Source organism: Citricoccus sp. K5, from assembly GCF_902506195.1.
Lineage (GTDB): Bacteria > Actinomycetota > Actinomycetes > Actinomycetales > Micrococcaceae > Citricoccus.
Genome location: NZ_LR732817.1, coordinates 2949881 through 2966694 on the forward strand (window position 1 = coordinate 2949881; position 16814 = coordinate 2966694).

Below are 16814 nucleotides of genomic sequence, written 5' to 3' on the forward strand. Positions count from 1 at the left end.
GCTATGATCCTGTGGTCATCACCGCTCATCGCCCCCGCCGGAATGCTCCCCCCGCCGACGTCCGGGCTCGCACCGAAAGTCCTGCACATGTCCTTGCCTCGCCCTGCCCGGACCCTGGTTCCGGCCGCCCTGTTGACCGCCAGCCTCCTGACCGTCTCCGCCTGCTCCGCTGTGCCAGAGGAGGTGGACGAGGCCGCCCGGGCCTTCGGGGTCGAGCTCAATCCCGAGCGGACGGACGCCAACGACCTGGTGGCGGGTGAGTGCTTCATCGAGCCGGAGGCCGACGAGCTCATCGGCGTCAGCACCGTGGATTGCGGCGAAGAGCATGACAACGAAGTGCTGCACGTGGTCTCGGTCCCTGGGTCGGTCGAGTACCCGGGCGAGGATCCCGAGCTGTGGTGGGAACACCAGGAGGTCTGCGCCGGCCAGGTCTTCGAGGATTACGTGGACGAGGCCTGGGAGGACTCACCCGACTGGGACTTCTATCCCCTCCTGCCCAACGAGTACTCCTGGGAGAGCGGCGAGCGGAACATCCACTGCGTGCTGTACCGGATGGACGGCACCTCCTGGACGGGCAGCCCCGCCACTGGGGACGCCGAGCCCGTCAGCGGCTGAGCACTTCGCTCCGGCCCGTCTTCGCCTCCGCCGACTGAGGCTCGTCGGCCCTGGGCCCTTCACCGGCCGTGGCAGGGATGGTCGCCCGGGCTGCCTCAGGAGAGACGATCGACATGCTTCCGGTGGCCAGCGGTTCGGTCTCGACCGCACGCTCGATCCGGGTGGCCAGCGGCTTCTCCTTCACGAAGCACAGCAACACGGCGGCGAGCAGGGCCAGCGGCGCGATCCACAGGAAGATCGGCGTCAGGGCGTCACTGTAGGCGGTGATCACCGTGTCATGGAGCGGCTCCGGCAGTCCCTGCACGGCGGCGGGGGTCAGCGAGTCGGCGTTGCCCATCTGACCGGATGCCGCGGCGGGAATCCGCTCGCTCATGAGGTTCGCCAGGCGGGACGCGAACAGGCTGCCGACCAGCGAGGAGCCCAGGGTGGCACCGATCTGACGGAAGTAGTTGTTCGAGGCCGTGGCGGTCCCGACCATGGAGATCGGGAAGGTGTTCTGCACGATCAGCACGAGGATCTGCATGGACAGGCCCAGGCCGAGGCCGAGGACCGCCATGTAGGTGCAGACGATCCAGATCGGCTGATGCGGATCCATCAGGGACAGCAGACCCATGGCGCCGGTGATCACGAAAGCACCGACCACCGGGTACCACTTGTACCTGCCGTACTTGGACACGAGCTGCCCGGACACCGTGGAGGTGACGAGCATGGTGGCCATCATGGGGATCATGGCCAACCCCGCCACGGAGGCCTCCAGGCCGAACGACATCTGCAGGTAGGTCGGCATGTAGCCCAGCGCGCCGAACATGGCGACGCCGACGAACAGCCCCGAGATGGTGGTCAGCACGAAGTTGCGCTCCCGGAACAGCGTCATCGGGATCAGCGGCTCGGCGGTGCGGCGCTCCACCAGCACGAAGACGACGGCGGCCACCACGAACACGGCGATGAGGCCCAGGATCATCGGGTCGGTCCAGGCGTAGGTGCTGCCGCCCCACGTGGTCACCAGGACCATTGAGGTGGTGGCGACGGCAATCAGCGCCATGCCGGCCCAGTCGAGCGTCAGGCGGCCATGGTTCTTGCGGGGGAGCTTGAGGAAGAAGACGGCCGCCAGCAGTGCCAGCACGCCGATCGGCAGGTTGATCCAGAAGGCCCAGCGCCAGCCGGGGCCGTCCGTGAACCAGCCGCCCAGCAGGGGGCCGATCACGGAGGACAGGGCGAAGACGCCACCCATGATGCCCATGTACTTGCCGCGCTCACGGGCGGGGACCACGTCCGCGATGGCAGCCTGGGACAGGATCATCAGGCCGCCACCGCCGAGTCCCTGGATGACGCGGGCCACGATCAGGGTGGTCATGTCCGGGGCCAGGCCGCCGACCACGGAGCCGGCCATGAACACGGAGATGGCGAAGATCAGCAGCGGCTTGCGGCCGATCTGGTCACCGAGCTTGCCGTAGATCGGCATGGCGATGGTGGTGGCCAGGATGAACGCCGTGATGACCCAGACCATGCTGCTGACGCCGTTGAGCTCACCGACGATGGTCGGCAGGGCGGTCGAGAAGACGGTCTGGTTCAGGGAGGCCAGCAGCATGGCCAGCATGAGGCCGATGAACAGTGGGACGAGCGTTCCCTTCGGGACCGCGGAACCGGACGTGGCCTGGGGTGTGGCCGGGCCGGCGTCGGACACGGTCTTCTGGACCGGTGCGGCGGGGGCGGATGCGGACCCCTTGAGAGCATCCTCGGGGTGGTGGGTCATGAAAGCTTCCTGTAGAGGTCCTGATAGAGGTCAAGGGCGTCGTCCACGGAGGACTGTGCGAGATATCCGCCGGCCGCGCCACGGGTCACGATGAGATAGCGCAGCGGGACGCCGGCCGCCATGGTGAGCATGCGGGCTGTCCGCTCCACGCTGTGGCCGTTGAGCCCGCCGGACCATGCCGGGTGGTCGGCCATGGCCGTGGCGATCATCTGATAGACGAGGTCCTCGCCCTGCATCATCATTTCCCGGCGCCGCAACAGCAGGTGCGGGAACTTCTCGAAGAGTCTGCTCCGCCGGTCAGCATCACCCTCCGCGTACGTGCTCCGGCCGACGGTCAGCAGGAGTTCCGTGGTGCGGTGAATGAGCCCCTCTTCATCGAGGAAGTCCTCGGGAAGTTCAGGCGCGCTGGGCGGCATCACGCCGAGAATGGCATCTTCCTTGGTGGGGAAGTAGTTGAAGAATGTCCGTTGGGAGATTCCAGCCTCGCTGGCAATGGCCTCGACGGTGACGTGCTTGGTGTCATCATCGAGGGCGAGTTCTGCGGCAGCGTCATGGATGGCGTGCCAGGTCTCGGTCTTCTTGCGCTCGCGAAGGGACGTCGAAGCAGGGGTATCCGTGGGGGGCATGCCTCTATTTTTGCACGACTGCACTTATTGCGCAACTGCAAAATTGCAGTGATGCAGCTCACCCCAGGCGTGCTGGGTCAGGCTGCGCAGCCTGCTCCTCCGCCATGCGGCGCACCTTGGCGATCTCCATGCCCTTGACCTGGTCCAACAACTCTCCGAGGGCAGTACCGGGCAGGGCTCCGGCCTGGGAGAAGACCAGCACGCCACCGCGGAAGGCCATCAGCGTGGGGATGGACGTGATGCCGGCCATCGCGGCCAGCTGCTGCTCGGCCTCGGTGTCCACCTTGGCGAACACCACATCGGGGTGCCGTTCGGAGGCAGCCTCGAACACGGGGGCGAACTGGCGGCACGGGCCGCACCACGCGGCCCAGAAATCCACCAGGACGGTGTCATTCTCAGCAACGGCGGTGCCGAAGGTCTCTACGGAGAGGTCAACGGTGGCCATGGGGCTCCTGTCAGGAGAGAGGTCGGAATCTACACCCCTCAACCCGTCCGCCCCGGCCTGCTATTCCTGGGCGCGCGCCAGCTCGGTCAGCAGCCGGGCCAACTCGGCCTGGTCGGGCGGGGACAGCACAGAGAAATAGTCGCCGGCCTCCCGGCGCCGGGCCTCACGGACGTCTTCCCGCAGCTGGACGCCGGCCGTGGACAGGCTGATGCGGGTGGCCCGCCGGTCCTCGGGGTCGGGCCGGCGCTCCACGAGCCCCTTGGCCTCGAGCTGGTCGATGACCTCGGTGGCCGAGCGCGCGGCGATCCGCAGGCGGTCGGCAATGTCCTTCAGGCGCAGGCCCTCCTCGATATGCCGGCCCGCCTCCTGGCAACGGCGGTGGTCAGCACACGCCCCGTGACCATCCGGCCCATGCCCGTGGGCACCACCCCCCACGGCCTGCAGGGCCCGGAACTGATACGGCGTCAGGTCGAAGGGGGCCAGCTGATGACTCCAGCGGTGGCGCAGCCGGCGGAAGGCGGCGTGCATGAGGTCGCCGAGGTCGGGGGTCTCGGCCGGGGGGCCACCAGCAGTCATGCCCCTCATCCTACGCGATTATTGACTTCCAACCTCTTAGTGAGGTAACCTCTCTAAGTCTCCTGAAGGGAGGACCATGAGCAACTCCGCCCCCCACACCCCCTCCGACCCGCCCAGCGGCGGAGGCCGCGGCCCAGCCAAGGTGGACCCGGCTGACAAGACCCAACTGCAGCGCCACCCCGTGTCCCTGCGCCGCATCGCGGCGCTCTTCACCCCGCACAAGGTGACCATCACCGTCGTCGTGCTGTTGATCTCCGTCTCCTCGGTCGTCAATCTTGCCCAGCCGTTCCTGGTCCGCGGGGTGATCGATGACGCCTTGCCGAACCGGGACCTCTCCCTGTTGGCCCTCCTGGCCGGTGCGATGGTCGCCGTGGCGGCCGTGACCGCCGTGATCGGCGTGGTCCAGACGTGGATGGCCACGCAGATGGGTCAGCGGGTCATGCACACCCTGCGCGTCAAGCTCTTCACGCACCTGCAGCAGCAGTCGCTGGCGTTCTTCACCAGGACCCGCGGCGGCGAGGTCCAGTCCCGCCTGACGCATGACATCGCAGGCATGCAGTCCGTGGTCACATCCACCGCCACGGGCGTCGCCACCAACCTGACCACCACGGTGGCCACCGCCGTCGCCATGGTGGCCCTGTCCCCGCAGCTCTCGCTGATCTCCCTCGTGGTGCTGCCGCCGGCCATCTGGCTCTCCCGCCGGGTGGCCATGATCCGACGCGCCGTCACCGCCGAACGCCAGCAGACGCTCGCGGCGCTGCACACCCAGGTGGAGGAGGGCCTCTCCGTCTCCGGCGTGCGCCTGACCAAGACCCTCGGCACCACCGAGCGGGACGCCCGCCGCTTCACCGACCGCTCCGAGGCGCTCTTGGGCCTGGAGATGCGCTCCCAACTGGCTGGCCGCTGGCGGATGGCCACCATGCAGATCATCTTCGCCGCCATCCCCGCCGTCATCTACCTGGCCGCCGGCTTCCCGGCGACCTCCGGCGGCATGACCATCGGCACGCTCGTGGCGTTCACCGCCCTACAGGGCACCGTGTTCCGCCCCGTCATGGGCCTGCTCGACATCGGCGTCCAGTGGGTCACCGCGCTGGCCTTCTTCTCCCGCATCTTCGAATACCTCGACCTCGATCCCGAGTTGAAGCCGCCGTCCTCACCCGCCGCGATCGAGCCGAAACAGGTCCGTGGCGAGGTGCGCTTCGAGAACGTCTCCTTCGCCTACGACGACGGCGCCGCCCCCACCGCGGACGGCGCGCCTGCCGCGGGGCGCAACCCGGGGACCGGGCCACGCCACGTGCTCGACGGCATCGACCTGGTGATCCCGGCTGGGACGTCCACGGCCGTCGTCGGCCCCACGGGGTCAGGCAAGTCCACGCTCGCGTCACTGCTGCCCCGGCTGTATGACGCCACGGGAGGCCGGGTGACGATCGACGGGACTGATGTCAGGGACATCGCCCCGCAGGACCTGGCGAGGATGGTCGGGGTGGTCTCCCAGGAGACGTATCTGATCCACGCCTCTGTGCGGGAGAACCTGCTCCTCGCGGACCCGGAGGCCACCGATGCCCGCCTCTGGGAAGTCCTGGGCGCCGCCTCGCTGGCTGACACCATCGCGGCCCTGCCCGACGGGCTGGACACCCTGGTCGGCGCCCGCGGACACCGCTTCTCCGGCGGCGAGCAGCAGCGGCTGGCCATCGCCCGGACCATCCTGCGCGATCCTCCCGTGCTGGTCCTGGACGAGGCGACCTCCGCGCTGGACAACACCACCGAGGCCCGCGTCCAGGCCGCCCTGGACCGCCTCTCCGTGGGCCGCACCACGCTGATGATCGCCCACCGCCTGTCCACGGTCACCGAGGCGGACCAGGTCGTGGTGCTCGGCGCCGGCCGGATCGTGGAGCAGGGACCTCCGGCTGCGCTCCTGGCCGGGAATGGCCCGTTCGCTCTCCTTGCCGCCCGCGGCGAACAGCCGACGGTCACGGCCCTCAGATCGCCAGTCGCCACGGGCTAGCCAGGCCACCGGGGGCCGTGCCTAGGGTGGCCACGGACCCACCCCAGTCCTGCAGTCCGGGATCCCGTCCCGCACGACGTCGTCGGCGCCTTCCGCGCCACAGGTCACGGCCTGCAGGGCCCGACGAAAGGCCAGTTCCATGCCCGAGCAGCAGCCTCCGATCCCCGGCTCCCCCGGCAGCACCGAACCCACCATCGAGGAGCCCACCACTCCGGCCGGGCCGCTGCCGCCCTCGCCGGACCAGTCCGGGCCGGCCACCGTGTCCCCCACCGGCCAGGAGACGGGCACCCCACAGGAGAAGGTGGCCCAGGGCGGGAAGTTCCTCACCACCGCACACGGCGCCCGACTGAAGGACTCCGACCACTCCCTGCGGGCCGGCGCGCGGGGTCCGGCGCTGCTGCAGGACCACCACTTCCGCGAGAAGATCAGCCACTTCGACCACGAGCGGATCCCCGAGCGGGTGGTCCACGCCCGGGGCGCCGGGGCCCACGGCGTCTTCCGCGGCTACGGCTCGGCTTCGAAGATCAGCCGGGCCGGTGTGTTCGCCAAGGGCAAGGAGACGGAGGTCTTCGTCCGCTTCTCCACGGTGGTCGGCTCCCGCGGGTCCTCGGACCTGGCCCGGGACACCCGCGGCTTCGCCACGAAGTTCTACACGGACGAGGGCACCTGGGACCTCGTGGGCAACAACATCCCGGTGTTCTTCATCCAGGACGCGCTCAAATTCCCGGACGTGGTGCACGCCGTGAAACCACACCCGGACCGGGAGATCCCCCAGGCCCAATCCGCCCATGACACCTTCTGGGACTTCGTCTCCCTGCACACCGAGGCCCAGCACCACACCATGTGGAACATGGCCGACCGCGGCATCCCGCGCTCCTTCCGGATGATGGAGGGCTTCGGGATCCACACGTTCCGCCTCATCGCCGAGGACGGCTCCACCGTGCTGGTGAAGTTCCACTGGAAGCCGAAGCTCGGCGTGCACTCCGTAACCTGGGAGGAGGCGCAGATCATCAGCGGCGCCGATCCGGACTTCCACCGCCGGGACCTCGCCGACGCCATCGAGGCCGGAGCCTTCCCCGAGTGGGAGCTGGGCGTTCAGGTCTTCGAGGACACCGAGGACCAGATGTTCGCGGGGATCGACCTGCTGGACCCCACCAAGATCGTGCCGGAGGAACTGGTGCCGGTGGAGCCGATCGGCCTGATGACCCTGAACAAGAACACCTCGAACTACTTCGCCGAGACCGAGCAGGTGGCTTTCAACCCGAACAACCTCGTCCCGGGCATCGACGTCACCAATGACCCGCTGCTGCAGGGCCGCCTGTTCTCCTACCTGGACACCCAGATCACCCGACTCGGCGGACCGAACTGGAACCAGCTGCCCATCAACCGCCCGCACGCCGCCGTGAATGACATGCTGCGGGACGGCATGCACCAGACCGCGGTGCACACCGGGGTGGCCCCCTACCGGCCGAACTCGCTGGACGGGGGCAACCCCTTCGAGACGCCCGACGGCGACCGGCCGTTCATCGATCACCCCGCCCCGGTGCCCGCCTCGGTGAAGGAACGGGCCCTGCCGGCCTCGTTCGACGACCACTTCAGCCAGGCCCGGTTGTTCTTCCAGTCCCTGTCCGAGGTGGAGAAGGAGCACACGGCGCAGGCCTACACCTTCGAGCTCGGCAAGTGCTACGAACAAACCGTCCGCGAGCGCCAGTTGAAGGCCCTGGCCGCGATCGACTCGACCCTGGCGCAGGTCGTCGCGGATGGGCTGGGCCTGCCGGTGCCGAAGCCGGCGGAGTCCCCGGCCGACGTCGTACCATCCCCGGCACTGTCCCAGGTGGGCCGGGAATGGCCCCTCGACGGACGGCAGGTGGGCATCGTGGTCGGACCGGAGGTCGATGCCGGCGAGCTGTCCGGTGCGGTCACCGCGGTGCACCAGGCCGGACTGGTGCCGCTGGTCATCGCGCCGAGCGGAGGGGATGCCGCCACCCGGCTGCTGGGCAAGGACCTGACGGCCCAACGCACCTACCTCACCGCCCGGTCCATCGAGTTCGACGCCGTCCTGATCGCCTCGGCGACGCCGCCGGCCCCGGACGCCGCCAATGGGCTCGACAGCAAGGTCGGGGCCTCCACCCCGGACGGCATCGATCCCCGGGTCTCCCTGCTGCTGGGCGAGGTGTGGCGCCAGGCCAAGGCCATCGGTGCCTACGGGGCCGGCGAGGACGTGCTGCGCACGGCCGGGTACCTGGAGGGTGCCGGCGTCGTCACCGGTGCCGGCGGCGAGGAAGCGGTCCAGCAGCTGCTGCGCCTGATGCCCGCGCACCGGGTCTGGGATCGGTTCCCGACGACGGGCCGCTTCGCGACCGCCTGATCCGGCCCCGCTCCGCCCCAGCATCCGGCCGCCCCTCCGGCCCGCCGCCGGCCACGGCGCCTCCATCGGCGTCTGACCTGCGGCGGGCCGGTCTGGGGTGCCGGTTAGGATCGGGGCGTGAGCGATGACAACAGCCCCACCCTGCCCGGTCTCCGCCAGGGCAGGTCAGCCGCTTGGCTTCCGTTCCTCCTGAGCGTGCTCGCCCTGGCGGCCGTCGTTGTCTGGGGACTCCGGGTCTACCCCGACCTGCCCGAGACCATACCCACGCACTGGGGCCCCGGCGGGGTACCCGATGCCTGGGAGGAGAAGTCCTTCGGCACCGTGTTCATGCCGCAGATGATCGCCGCCGGCACCACCGCGCTGATGGCGGTCCTGGCGCTCATCATCCCCGCGCTCATGAACCCGCCGAAGGATCCCTCGGCGTGGAAGCGGTACCGGCTGGAGGGTGCCGAGCGTGCCACCATCTCCGTGCTGGGCTGGATCTCCCTGTTGACCGTGTTGTTCGTCGGGTACCTCGGCGTCCAAGGCTGGGTCACGCCGGATGAGGTCTCTTTCAAGTGGCCGATGGCCCTCTACCTCCTCCTGGTCTTCCTCATGATCTTCCTGCCCTACCGGCGCTGGAGCCGCTGGGCAGACGCCCAGGCTGGCGAGCACGGCTTCACTCCCACCGCAGAGGAACAGGCCGAGGAGAAGCTCTGGCTCCCCGGGGGGATCTACAACAACCCGGATGAGCCGCTGATCTTGGTCCCCAAGCGGGAGGGCCACGGCACCGGGGCCACCATCAACGTGGGCAATCGCGCCGGCCGGATCACCGTGATCGTGTTCCTCGTCGTGTTCGTGGGTGGCCCGTTGGCGCTCGTCTTCGCGGTCGGCTGATCGGTTCCCGCGTCATAGTCGATCTGGCGATGGTGCCGGTGGAGGCTCGTCCACGCAGGGGTACCCGGATACCGTGGAGAGCGTGAGCCGCTTTCCCCAACCCACCCTGTCCCTGCAGGCGAACTTCGCCTCCGATCTGCCGGAACTGGCCATCCCGTGGCAGGCCGAGGAGACCCCGGAGCCGCGGCTGTTGGTGGTCAACGAACCATTGGCCGCCGATCTCGGCCTGGATCCGGAGTGGCTTCGCAGTCAGGACGGCGTCAGCCTCCTGACCGGCAACCGCGTACCCGAAGGTGCCACACCCGTGGCCCAGGCCTATGCGGGACATCAGTTCGGCTCCTACGTCCCCCGGCTGGGTGACGGCCGGGCCCTGTTGCTGGGCGAGATCACGGACACCGGCGGCCATCGGCGGGACATCCACCTCAAGGGTTCCGGGCGCACGCCCTTCGCCCGCGGCGGGGACGGGCGGGCCGTCGTCGGGCCCATGCTCCGGGAGTACCTCATCAGCGAGGCCATGCACGGGCTCGGCATCCGGACGACCCGCTCGCTGGGGGTGGTCGCCACCGGCCGGACCGTCCTGCGCGAGGAGGGTCCGTTGCGCGGGGCCGTGCTCGCCCGGGTGGCGGCCAGCCACCTGCGCGTCGGCAGTTTCCAGTACGCCCGCAACCATGAGGATCCTGCGCTGCTCCGCCGCCTGGCGGACCAGGCCGTGGCCCTGCACTATCCGACGGCGGCTCAGGACGAGAACCCTTACCTGTCCCTGCTGCGCGGCGTCTTCAGGGCGCAGGCCGGCCTGGTGGCCCAGTGGCTGCTGGTCGGGTTCGTGCACGGGGTGATGAACACGGACAACATGACCATCTCCGGCGAGACCATCGACTACGGCCCCTGCGCCTTCATGGACGCCTTCGACCGCAACGCCGTGTACAGCTCCATCGACACCGGCGGGCGCTATGCCTACGGGAACCAGCCGGCGGTCGCCCAATGGAACCTGGCCCGCTTCGCCGAGGCCCTGCTGCCGTTGCTGGACGAGAACGAGGACCGGGCGGTGGCCCTGGCCACCGAGGCCCTGGGAGAGTTCCCCCGGGAGTTCGGGACCGCCTTCTCGGCCGGCATGCGCCGCAAGCTGGGCCTGCCGGCGGATTCCCCGGACAAGACCGTCGGCCCGCTGATCGATGACCTCCTCGCCCTGCTGCACCAGGACCACGTGGACTACACCCAGTTCTTACGCCGCCTGGGCCAGGCCGCTCGCGGAGACCTAAGCCCGGTGCAGGCCGTGTTCACCGACCGGCCCACCCTCGACGCCTGGATCGAGCGCTGGCAGTCCTTCACCCCGGATCCCGAGTCGATGGAGCGCGCGAATCCGGCGTATATCCCCCGCAACCATCTGGTCGAGGAGGCCCTCGAAGCCGCATCGGCCGATGACCTGGCGCCCCTGTACCGACTGCTGGAGGCCGTCAGCGAGCCCTTCCGCGAACGCCCCGGCTTCGAGCGCTACGCGGAGTCCCCGCCAGAGGACTTCGGTCAGTACCGCACCTACTGCGGGACCTGAACGGTCAGGGCGTCCGGTCCACGGCGACCAGCCGGACGTCCGCCAACCGCCCGTCCTGCACCGCAGCGGTCATCAGGGTGCACTCGGGTTGCCTCCGGCGGTCCGTCGGCGAACCCGGATTCAACAGTCGCAGGCCGGGATTCGCCGTTTCGTCGCCGGCCACCGAGTCCCAAGGGATGTGGCTGTGGCCGAAGATCAGCACGTCGTCCTCCACGAACGCGGTGGCCATCCGCTGTTCCCGGCCACGGGCCGCCCCGGTCTCATGCGTCATGGCGAACCGGACGCCACCGATCTCCACCCGCGCGATCTCTGGCAGTCGCCGGCGCAACTCCGCGCCGTCATTGTTGCCCCACACGCCCACCAGGCGATGGGCTCGGGCCTGGAGCTCGTCCAGCACCTCCGTAACCTGCCAATCCCCGGCATGGAAGACGACGTCGGCCGCCTCCACGGCCTGCCACACCTGCGCGGGGAGGGCGCGCGCCCGGGTGGGGACGTGCGTGTCCGCCAGCAGCAGCAGGCGGACCGGAGCGGTGGACATGCCCTGAGACTAGCGGCCTCGCCGCGGATCGAGTCGTGTCGATCCGCGGCGCAGGAAGCAGAAGTGGTCAGGCAACGGTGACGGTGACGCTCCAAGTGACACCGAACCGGTCGGTGAGCATCCCGAACCCGGCGCTCCAGGCCGACGCAGCCAGCGGCTCCACGATGGTCGCGTCCACAGCGAGGGCGTCCCAGTAGCCCTGGAGCTCGTCGAGGGTGTCAGAGCCGATCGAGACGAACAGCGCCTGGTCGGTGACGGTGGTGTTGTTCTCGCGGCGGGTCGAGCCGCCCCCCGCGATCGGGCCGTCAGTCTGGCCAGGGATGTCGTAGCCCATCAGCCGGAAGCCGTTCTCGGCGGCAACGAGACCGAACACCACCTTGTCAGCACCAGGAACATCTGCCGGCATGCCGAAATCGGCGTAGGTGTTGATGACGGTGTGACCGCCGAAGACGGACTGGTAGAACTCCAGCGCCGAGCGCGCGTCGCCACGGAAGTTGAGGTGGGTGGTCGTCTGAATGGTCATCTTCACTCCTTGATGAAAGTCGGCCGGATCCGGCCGATGCCTCAACGGTTCCAGGCGTATAGGCACGTTTCTGTCCTAGACTCGAATTAGGGTGAGAAACATGACGACAACATCACGGTTGCTGAACTTGTTGTCGCTGTTGCAAACGCGACGGGACTGGCCGGGGTCGATTCTGGCGTCCCGGCTAGAGATCAGCGACCGCACGGTACGCCGGGACATCGAACGGCTACGGGACATGGGCTACAGCATCCAGGCCACGATGGGACCGGATGGCGGGTACCGGCTCGACGCGGGCAGCGAGCTCCCTCCACTCCTGTTCGACGACGACCAAGCCGTTGCCGTGGCGATTGCCCTGCAAGCGGCACCAGCGGTGGGAGCAGGGATCGAGGAAGCGGCGATCCGCGCCCTGGGGACGATCCGTCAGGTCATGCCCTCACGGCTACGACACCGCCTCGACGCGCTCGATGTCACCGCGATCGACCGTCCCGGCGACGCCGTATCCACACACGTCTCGCTCGACGTTCTCGTCACACTCGCCAACGCCATCCGCGACCGGACGAGCCTTCGGTTTGACTACGCTGCACGCGACGCCATGCAAGACGACCAGCAACTCCCTGCCCGCCGGGTGGAGCCTCATCACCTCGTCACCTCCCACGGGCGGTGGCACCTCGTCGCGTGGGACCTCGACCGCGAAGACTGGCGCCTCTACAGCGCCGACCGTATCCATCCACGCACACCCAGCGGCCCCCGCTTCACCTCTCGAACGGTGCCCGGCGGCGGCGTGGGAGAGTTCGTCTCCGCACGATTTAAAGGTTCCGATGTCAACGGATGGCCCTGCCGCGGGACCGTGATCCTGAACCTCCCTGCTCGCGAGGTCTTGCCATTCGCCGGAGACGGCACGGTCGTCACCCTCGACGACCACCGGTGCAGTCTCGAAGCCGGCTCATGGTCATGGGGGTCGCTCGCGGCCTCCTTCGGAAGATTCGAAGTACCAATGGAGGTCATCGGCCCTCCAGAACTCGCCACTGCGTTCGCCACGCTCGCAACGCGATACGCGACAACGGCTCACAACGTCGTGGCGCAAGACTAACCAGTAGCCGCGCCTCTCGAGGCCGTCCCAGGTCATCTTGCGACCCCCAGTTAAGGAGAACGGGCCGGCGTCGGGAACAATGAATGCAACGGGACCGTTGCGCCAGTCACCGCCACCCGGCACCGCCCTGGCGCACCACCCCCGACCCTGTCCCCGCTGGAAGGATCTTCGTGGCAGAACACCAGTTCGGCTTCCGTACCCGCGCGCTGCATGCCGGCGCCGTCCCTGATGCCGTGCACGGCTCCCGCGCCGTGCCGATCCACCAGACCACCTCCTACGTCTTCGAGTCCGCCCAGGACGCCGCGAACCTCTTCGCGCTGCAGAAGTACGGCAACATCTACTCCCGCATCGGCAACCCCACGGTCGCCGCCTTCGAGGAGCGCATGGCGGCGCTGGAAGGGGGCATCGGGGCGGTCGCGACGGCGTCCGGCATGTCCGCCGAGTTCGTCACCTTCGCCGCGCTGGCCGGCGCGGGAGACCACATCGTGGCCTCGTCCAAGCTCTACGGCGGCACCATCACGCAGCTGGATGTCTCGCTGCGCCGCTTCGGGGTGGAGACGACCTTCGTGGACTCGATGGAGGCGGCTGACTTCGAGGCCGCCATCCAGCCGAACACGAAGGCCGTCTACACGGAGATCGTGGCCAACCCCTCGGGAGACATCGTGGACCTGCCGGGCCTGGCCCGAGTCGCCCACGCCGCCGGGGTGCCGCTGATCGTGGACGCCACCCTGACCCCGCCTTACCTGATCCGCCCCTTCGAGCACGGCGCGGACATCGTCATCCACTCCGCCACCAAGTTCCTCGGCGGCCACGGCACCACCCTGGGCGGCGTCGTCGTCGAGTCCGGGTTGTTCCCGTGGGACAACGGCAGGTTCCCGGCCATGACCGAGCCCGTACCCTCATACGGCGGTGTCTCCTGGTGGGGCAACTTCGGCGAGTACGGCTTCCTGACCAAGCTGCGCTCCGAGCAGCTGCGCGATTTCGGCCCCGCCCTGCCGCCGGCCTCCGCCCAGCAGCTGATGCTCGGCCTCGAAACCCTGGCCCAGCGCATGGACGCCCACCTGGCCAACGCCCAGCGGGTGGCCGAATGGCTCGAGGCCGACGATCGGATCTCCTGGGTGAACTTCGCCGGTCTGCCCTCGCACCCGCATCACGAGCGCGGCAAGGAATTGCTCCCGCTGGGTGTCGGTTCCGTGTTCAGCTTCGGGGTCAAGGGAGGGCGCGACGCCGGCGCCTCCTTCATCTCGCACCTCCAGCTGGCCAGCCACCTGGCCAACATCGGCGATGCGAAGACCCTCGTCCTGCACCCTGCCTCCACCACGCACCAGCAGCTCAGCGCCGAGCAGCTCGTCTCCGCCGGCGTTCCGGAGGATCTGATCCGCCTGTCCGTGGGCATCGAGGATGTGGAGGACATCCTCTGGGACCTGGACCAGGCCCTCGAGGCCGCCGTGAACGGCGCCGCCAGCACTGTCCCCGCCACCGAGGAGGTCTCCGAATGAGCACCGCACTGCCTGACCGCACCTGGACCGGCCCGTCCGCACCCGAGCGGCTGCGCCTGCTGCGCGAGGCGAAGTCCATCGCCATCGTCGGCGCCTCGGACAAGCCGGCCCGCGCGTCCTACTTCGTGGCGACCTACCTGAACAGCTCGACGACGTTCGACCTGTACTTCATCAACCCGATCCTCGCCGAGAAGGGCACCGAGATCCTCGGCCACCGGGTCTACGCCTCGCTGGCTGACCTGCCCGTGGTGCCGGACCTGGTGGAGGTCTTCCGCAAGGCCGAGGACACCCCTGGCATCGTGGAGGAGGCCCGTGCCATCGGCGCGAAGACCGTCTGGCTGCAGCTGGGCATCTGGAACGAGGACGCCGCCCACGCAGCCGAATCGGGCGGGATGAACATGGTCATGGACCGCTGCGTGAAGATCGAGCACGCCCGCTTCCACGGCGGCCTCAACCTGGCCGGCTTCAACACCGGGGTCATCTCCTCGAGGCGCCAGCAGCTGGACCGCTAGACCGGCCCACCCCGCGTGCAAGGGACCCCACCTCGATCGTTGTGACGGGGTGGGGTCCCTTGGTGCCCGGGACGACGGAGATGCGCCGTTCCGGGCATTCGGCGTTGAGGCGTGTCCTCAGTGCCGGGGCGGCTGGGGCCCGCTGCCACGGCTTGGATCGCCGGGATGGCCGCCGCGGCCATCGGTGAAGCGACGCGCGGCGTCCAGGACTCGATTGAGGCCAGACGAGTGGCCCGCGCCGGAGGCCTTGCCGCCGCCGCGCCGCCGCACGGCGTCCGTCGCCTGATTGATCATCTTCCGCCCCCGCGGACTGCTGGCGAAAGACTGGGCCTTGTTGGCCAGGTCCTTGAAGTTCATGGTCTCCTCTTCGTGGCGTTGTGTTGGGACCTCATCGGACAGAGTGAGACCCCGGGCTACCGGCTGCGGAGGGGAATCGCATTCGCCGGACCCGGGGTCCCTGTCATCACTCGCACCTTCATCACTCGCACCATGATGAGGTGCTTTCAGCATAGGAAACGAACTTGTGCTCGCACCCCACACTGCCTGTGAGAAGGCTGTGACCCGTCGCTGAGCGCTGACGCCGACTCCCCCTAGTAGCCGGCGCGGCGCGGGTAGACCCTCCGCACATGACGAGACCCCGGGCTGTCGGCCACCGTGAGGCGAACCGGACCCGGGGTCCCTGTCATCACTCGCACCTTCATCACTCGCACCTTGATGAGGCTCTTCCAGAGTAGGGACCCGACATGGGGGCGAACCGCACGCGGCCTGACCGTTGGCTGATCGACCCGGAGGGTACGGCTCACGAGGGGCCGGTGGACATGGCAGGGCCCCGGGTAGTCCGGCGGCGTGAGGGGAACGCCATCTGCCGGGCCCGGGGCCCTCTGTCATCACTCGCACCTTGATGAGGTGGTTCCACCCTAAGAACCGGGAGTGAGAATCGCCCGGGCGCCAGCTGGGAGGTCCCTGGCAATGCTGGAACCACCTAGGAGCCGGCACAGCCCAACTGGTCCACGTCCGTGCGACGGTTGGCCAGCACGGGCAGGAAGGAGCGCACCTCGTCGATGCGCTCTCGGGTGACGTCGGCGGTCTCGATCGCCTCGCCCTCCTCGCCGAGGAAGGCCACGGGCACGGCCAGCGGATCGATGATGGCCGAGTGGCCCACGGTGTTGTCACTGCGCGTGCCCGCGGCCACGATCCAGACGGTGTTCTCCACGGCCCGCGCCTTGAGCAGCAGCTGCCAGTGCTCGATCTTGTAGTCGCCCTTGAACCAGGCGGCCGGCACCAGCACGACGTCGGCCCCGGCCACGGCCAGCGACCGCGCCACTTCCGGGAAGCGCAGGTCGTAGCAGGTCATGATGCCGAACCTGAGGCCGCCGAGTTCCACCATCAGGGTGCCCCGGTCGCCGGCGGTGATGCGGTCCGATTCCTTGTACTTGAAGGCGTCGTAGAGGTGCAGCTTGCGGTAGGTCCCCAGGATCTTTCCCGTGGCGTCCACCGCCACCACGGTGTTGTAGGGCCGCCCGGTGCCCGAGGGCTCGTACCCGCCGGCCACCACGGCGATGGAGAGGTCTGCGGCGATCCGCGTGATCTCGGAGACGAAAGCCGACCAGCCGGCGTCGACGGCTTCAGCCAGCGGGCCGTCCACGTGCCGCACGGTGAACATGGACTCCTCGGGGAACAGCACCAGTTCGGCGCCGTCGTCCTTGGCGGATTCCGCCAGACGCCGCAGCGTGGCCACGTTCTCGGCGACCACACCCGTGGGGCGGAATTGTCCGACGCTGATCCTCATGTGACCGTCCTCCTCGCATGGCGTGAAACCGTCCTCCCAGCCTAACCTGA

16 protein-coding genes are annotated in these 16814 nt (G+C 68.8%); 8 read left to right on the forward strand and 8 right to left on the reverse strand.

Translation table 11 applies throughout. The features are described 5' to 3' along the window. Positions 1-87 precede the first annotated feature (87 nt). Entirely contained in the window at positions 88-615 is a 528-nt protein-coding gene (locus BOSE125_RS13220; RefSeq protein ID WP_159553239.1) for a septum formation family protein, read from the forward strand. Here the strand turns inward: BOSE125_RS13220 and BOSE125_RS13225 are convergent. From BOSE125_RS13225 to BOSE125_RS13240, 4 genes are read right to left on the reverse strand one after another with little or no spacing between them, the layout of a single operon-like run. Next, positions 605-2368: an MDR family MFS transporter gene (locus BOSE125_RS13225; protein ID WP_159553241.1), complete on the reverse strand. Its 1764-nt coding sequence runs from the start codon at positions 2366-2368 to the stop codon at positions 605-607. The genes BOSE125_RS13220 and BOSE125_RS13225 overlap by 11 nt on opposite strands. Then, positions 2365-2994 carry a TetR/AcrR family transcriptional regulator gene (locus BOSE125_RS13230; protein ID WP_159553243.1) on the reverse strand — a complete coding sequence of 210 codons (630 nt, stop codon included), beginning with the start codon at positions 2992-2994 and terminating at the stop codon, positions 2365-2367. Before BOSE125_RS13230 ends, BOSE125_RS13225 begins: the two co-directional genes overlap by 4 nt. A gap of 58 nt (positions 2995-3052) precedes the next feature. Then, positions 3053-3439, reverse strand: coding sequence for a thioredoxin (trxA, locus tag BOSE125_RS13235; protein WP_159553245.1), 387 nt, complete (start codon positions 3437-3439; stop codon positions 3053-3055). Between the two features lie 60 nt (positions 3440-3499). Beyond that, entirely contained in the window at positions 3500-4015 is a 516-nt protein-coding gene (locus BOSE125_RS13240) for a MarR family winged helix-turn-helix transcriptional regulator (protein ID WP_159553247.1), read from the reverse strand. A gap of 76 nt (positions 4016-4091) precedes the next feature. Here BOSE125_RS13240 and BOSE125_RS13245 point away from each other — a divergent pair, with 76 nt between their 5' ends. The 4 genes from BOSE125_RS13245 to BOSE125_RS13260 all read left to right on the forward strand — a co-directional run bounded on the left by BOSE125_RS13245 (position 4092) and on the right by BOSE125_RS13260 (position 10813). Continuing rightward, positions 4092-6020, forward strand: a complete 1929-nt coding sequence (locus tag BOSE125_RS13245; protein WP_159553249.1) for an ABC transporter ATP-binding protein — start codon at positions 4092-4094, stop codon at positions 6018-6020. A gap of 139 nt (positions 6021-6159) precedes the next feature. Next, a complete protein-coding gene (locus BOSE125_RS13250; protein WP_159553251.1) occupies positions 6160-8388 on the forward strand; it encodes a catalase in 2229 nt (742 codons plus the stop codon). A 117-nt stretch (positions 8389-8505) separates the two neighbouring features. Further along, positions 8506-9264, forward strand: a complete 759-nt coding sequence (locus tag BOSE125_RS13255) for a DUF1648 domain-containing protein (protein WP_159553252.1) — start codon at positions 8506-8508, stop codon at positions 9262-9264. An 82-nt stretch (positions 9265-9346) separates the two neighbouring features. Then, the gene (locus BOSE125_RS13260) at positions 9347-10813 is read left to right on the forward strand and encodes a YdiU family protein (protein ID WP_159553253.1); all 1467 of its coding nucleotides are present in this window, start codon (positions 9347-9349) and stop codon (positions 10811-10813) included. Between the two features lie 4 nt (positions 10814-10817). Here the strand turns inward: BOSE125_RS13260 and BOSE125_RS13265 are convergent, their stop codons facing one another. After that, positions 10818-11351 carry a metallophosphoesterase gene (locus tag BOSE125_RS13265; protein WP_159553254.1) on the reverse strand — a complete coding sequence of 178 codons (534 nt, stop codon included), beginning with the start codon at positions 11349-11351 and terminating at the stop codon, positions 10818-10820. A 67-nt stretch (positions 11352-11418) separates the two neighbouring features. Further along, a complete protein-coding gene (locus BOSE125_RS13270) occupies positions 11419-11874 on the reverse strand; it encodes a VOC family protein (RefSeq protein WP_159553255.1) in 456 nt (151 codons plus the stop codon). A gap of 100 nt (positions 11875-11974) precedes the next feature. Here BOSE125_RS13270 and BOSE125_RS13275 point away from each other — a divergent pair, with 100 nt between their 5' ends. From BOSE125_RS13275 to BOSE125_RS13285, 3 genes are all read left to right on the forward strand, one after another. Continuing rightward, positions 11975-12964, forward strand: a complete 990-nt coding sequence (locus tag BOSE125_RS13275; RefSeq protein ID WP_159553256.1) for a YafY family protein — start codon at positions 11975-11977, stop codon at positions 12962-12964. 170 nt (positions 12965-13134) lie between these two features. After that, positions 13135-14463, forward strand: coding sequence for an O-acetylhomoserine aminocarboxypropyltransferase/cysteine synthase family protein (locus BOSE125_RS13280; protein WP_159553257.1), 1329 nt, complete (start codon positions 13135-13137; stop codon positions 14461-14463). Next, positions 14460-14975, forward strand: coding sequence for a CoA-binding protein (locus BOSE125_RS13285; protein ID WP_115932583.1), 516 nt, complete (start codon positions 14460-14462; stop codon positions 14973-14975). Before BOSE125_RS13280 ends, BOSE125_RS13285 begins: the two co-directional genes overlap by 4 nt. 117 nt (positions 14976-15092) lie before the next feature. Here the strand turns inward: BOSE125_RS13285 and BOSE125_RS13290 are convergent, their stop codons facing one another. Both BOSE125_RS13290 and BOSE125_RS13295 read right to left on the reverse strand, forming a co-directional pair. Beyond that, entirely contained in the window at positions 15093-15332 is a 240-nt protein-coding gene (locus BOSE125_RS13290) for a hypothetical protein (RefSeq protein WP_159553258.1), read from the reverse strand. Between the two features lie 625 nt (positions 15333-15957). Beyond that, positions 15958-16764 (reverse strand): carbon-nitrogen hydrolase family protein, encoded by an 807-nt coding sequence (locus BOSE125_RS13295; protein ID WP_159553259.1) that lies wholly within the window; start codon positions 16762-16764, stop codon positions 15958-15960. Between the last annotated feature and the right edge of the window lie 50 nt (positions 16765-16814).

What these genes read in the sequence shown, in the direction of transcription:
- BOSE125_RS13220 (WP_159553239.1), top strand. Translation starts at nt 88, where the DNA reads ATGTCCTTGCCTCGCCCTGCCCGGACCCTGGTTCCGGCCGCCCTGTTG.
- BOSE125_RS13225 (WP_159553241.1), bottom strand. Translation starts at nt 2,368, where the DNA reads ATGACCCACCACCCCGAGGATGCTCTCAAGGGGTCCGCATCCGCCCCC.
- BOSE125_RS13230 (WP_159553243.1), bottom strand. Translation starts at nt 2,994, where the DNA reads ATGCCCCCCACGGATACCCCTGCTTCGACGTCCCTTCGCGAGCGCAAG.
- trxA (WP_159553245.1), bottom strand. Translation starts at nt 3,439, where the DNA reads ATGGCCACCGTTGACCTCTCCGTAGAGACCTTCGGCACCGCCGTTGCT.
- BOSE125_RS13240 (WP_159553247.1), bottom strand. Translation starts at nt 4,015, where the DNA reads ATGACTGCTGGTGGCCCCCCGGCCGAGACCCCCGACCTCGGCGACCTC.
- BOSE125_RS13245 (WP_159553249.1), top strand. Translation starts at nt 4,092, where the DNA reads ATGAGCAACTCCGCCCCCCACACCCCCTCCGACCCGCCCAGCGGCGGA.
- BOSE125_RS13250 (WP_159553251.1), top strand. Translation starts at nt 6,160, where the DNA reads ATGCCCGAGCAGCAGCCTCCGATCCCCGGCTCCCCCGGCAGCACCGAA.
- BOSE125_RS13265 (WP_159553254.1), bottom strand. Translation starts at nt 11,351, where the DNA reads ATGTCCACCGCTCCGGTCCGCCTGCTGCTGCTGGCGGACACGCACGTC.
- BOSE125_RS13270 (WP_159553255.1), bottom strand. Translation starts at nt 11,874, where the DNA reads ATGACCATTCAGACGACCACCCACCTCAACTTCCGTGGCGACGCGCGC.
- BOSE125_RS13275 (WP_159553256.1), top strand. Translation starts at nt 11,975, where the DNA reads ATGACGACAACATCACGGTTGCTGAACTTGTTGTCGCTGTTGCAAACG.
- BOSE125_RS13285 (WP_115932583.1), top strand. Translation starts at nt 14,460, where the DNA reads ATGAGCACCGCACTGCCTGACCGCACCTGGACCGGCCCGTCCGCACCC.
- BOSE125_RS13290 (WP_159553258.1), bottom strand. Translation starts at nt 15,332, where the DNA reads ATGAACTTCAAGGACCTGGCCAACAAGGCCCAGTCTTTCGCCAGCAGT.
- BOSE125_RS13295 (WP_159553259.1), bottom strand. Translation starts at nt 16,764, where the DNA reads ATGAGGATCAGCGTCGGACAATTCCGCCCCACGGGTGTGGTCGCCGAG.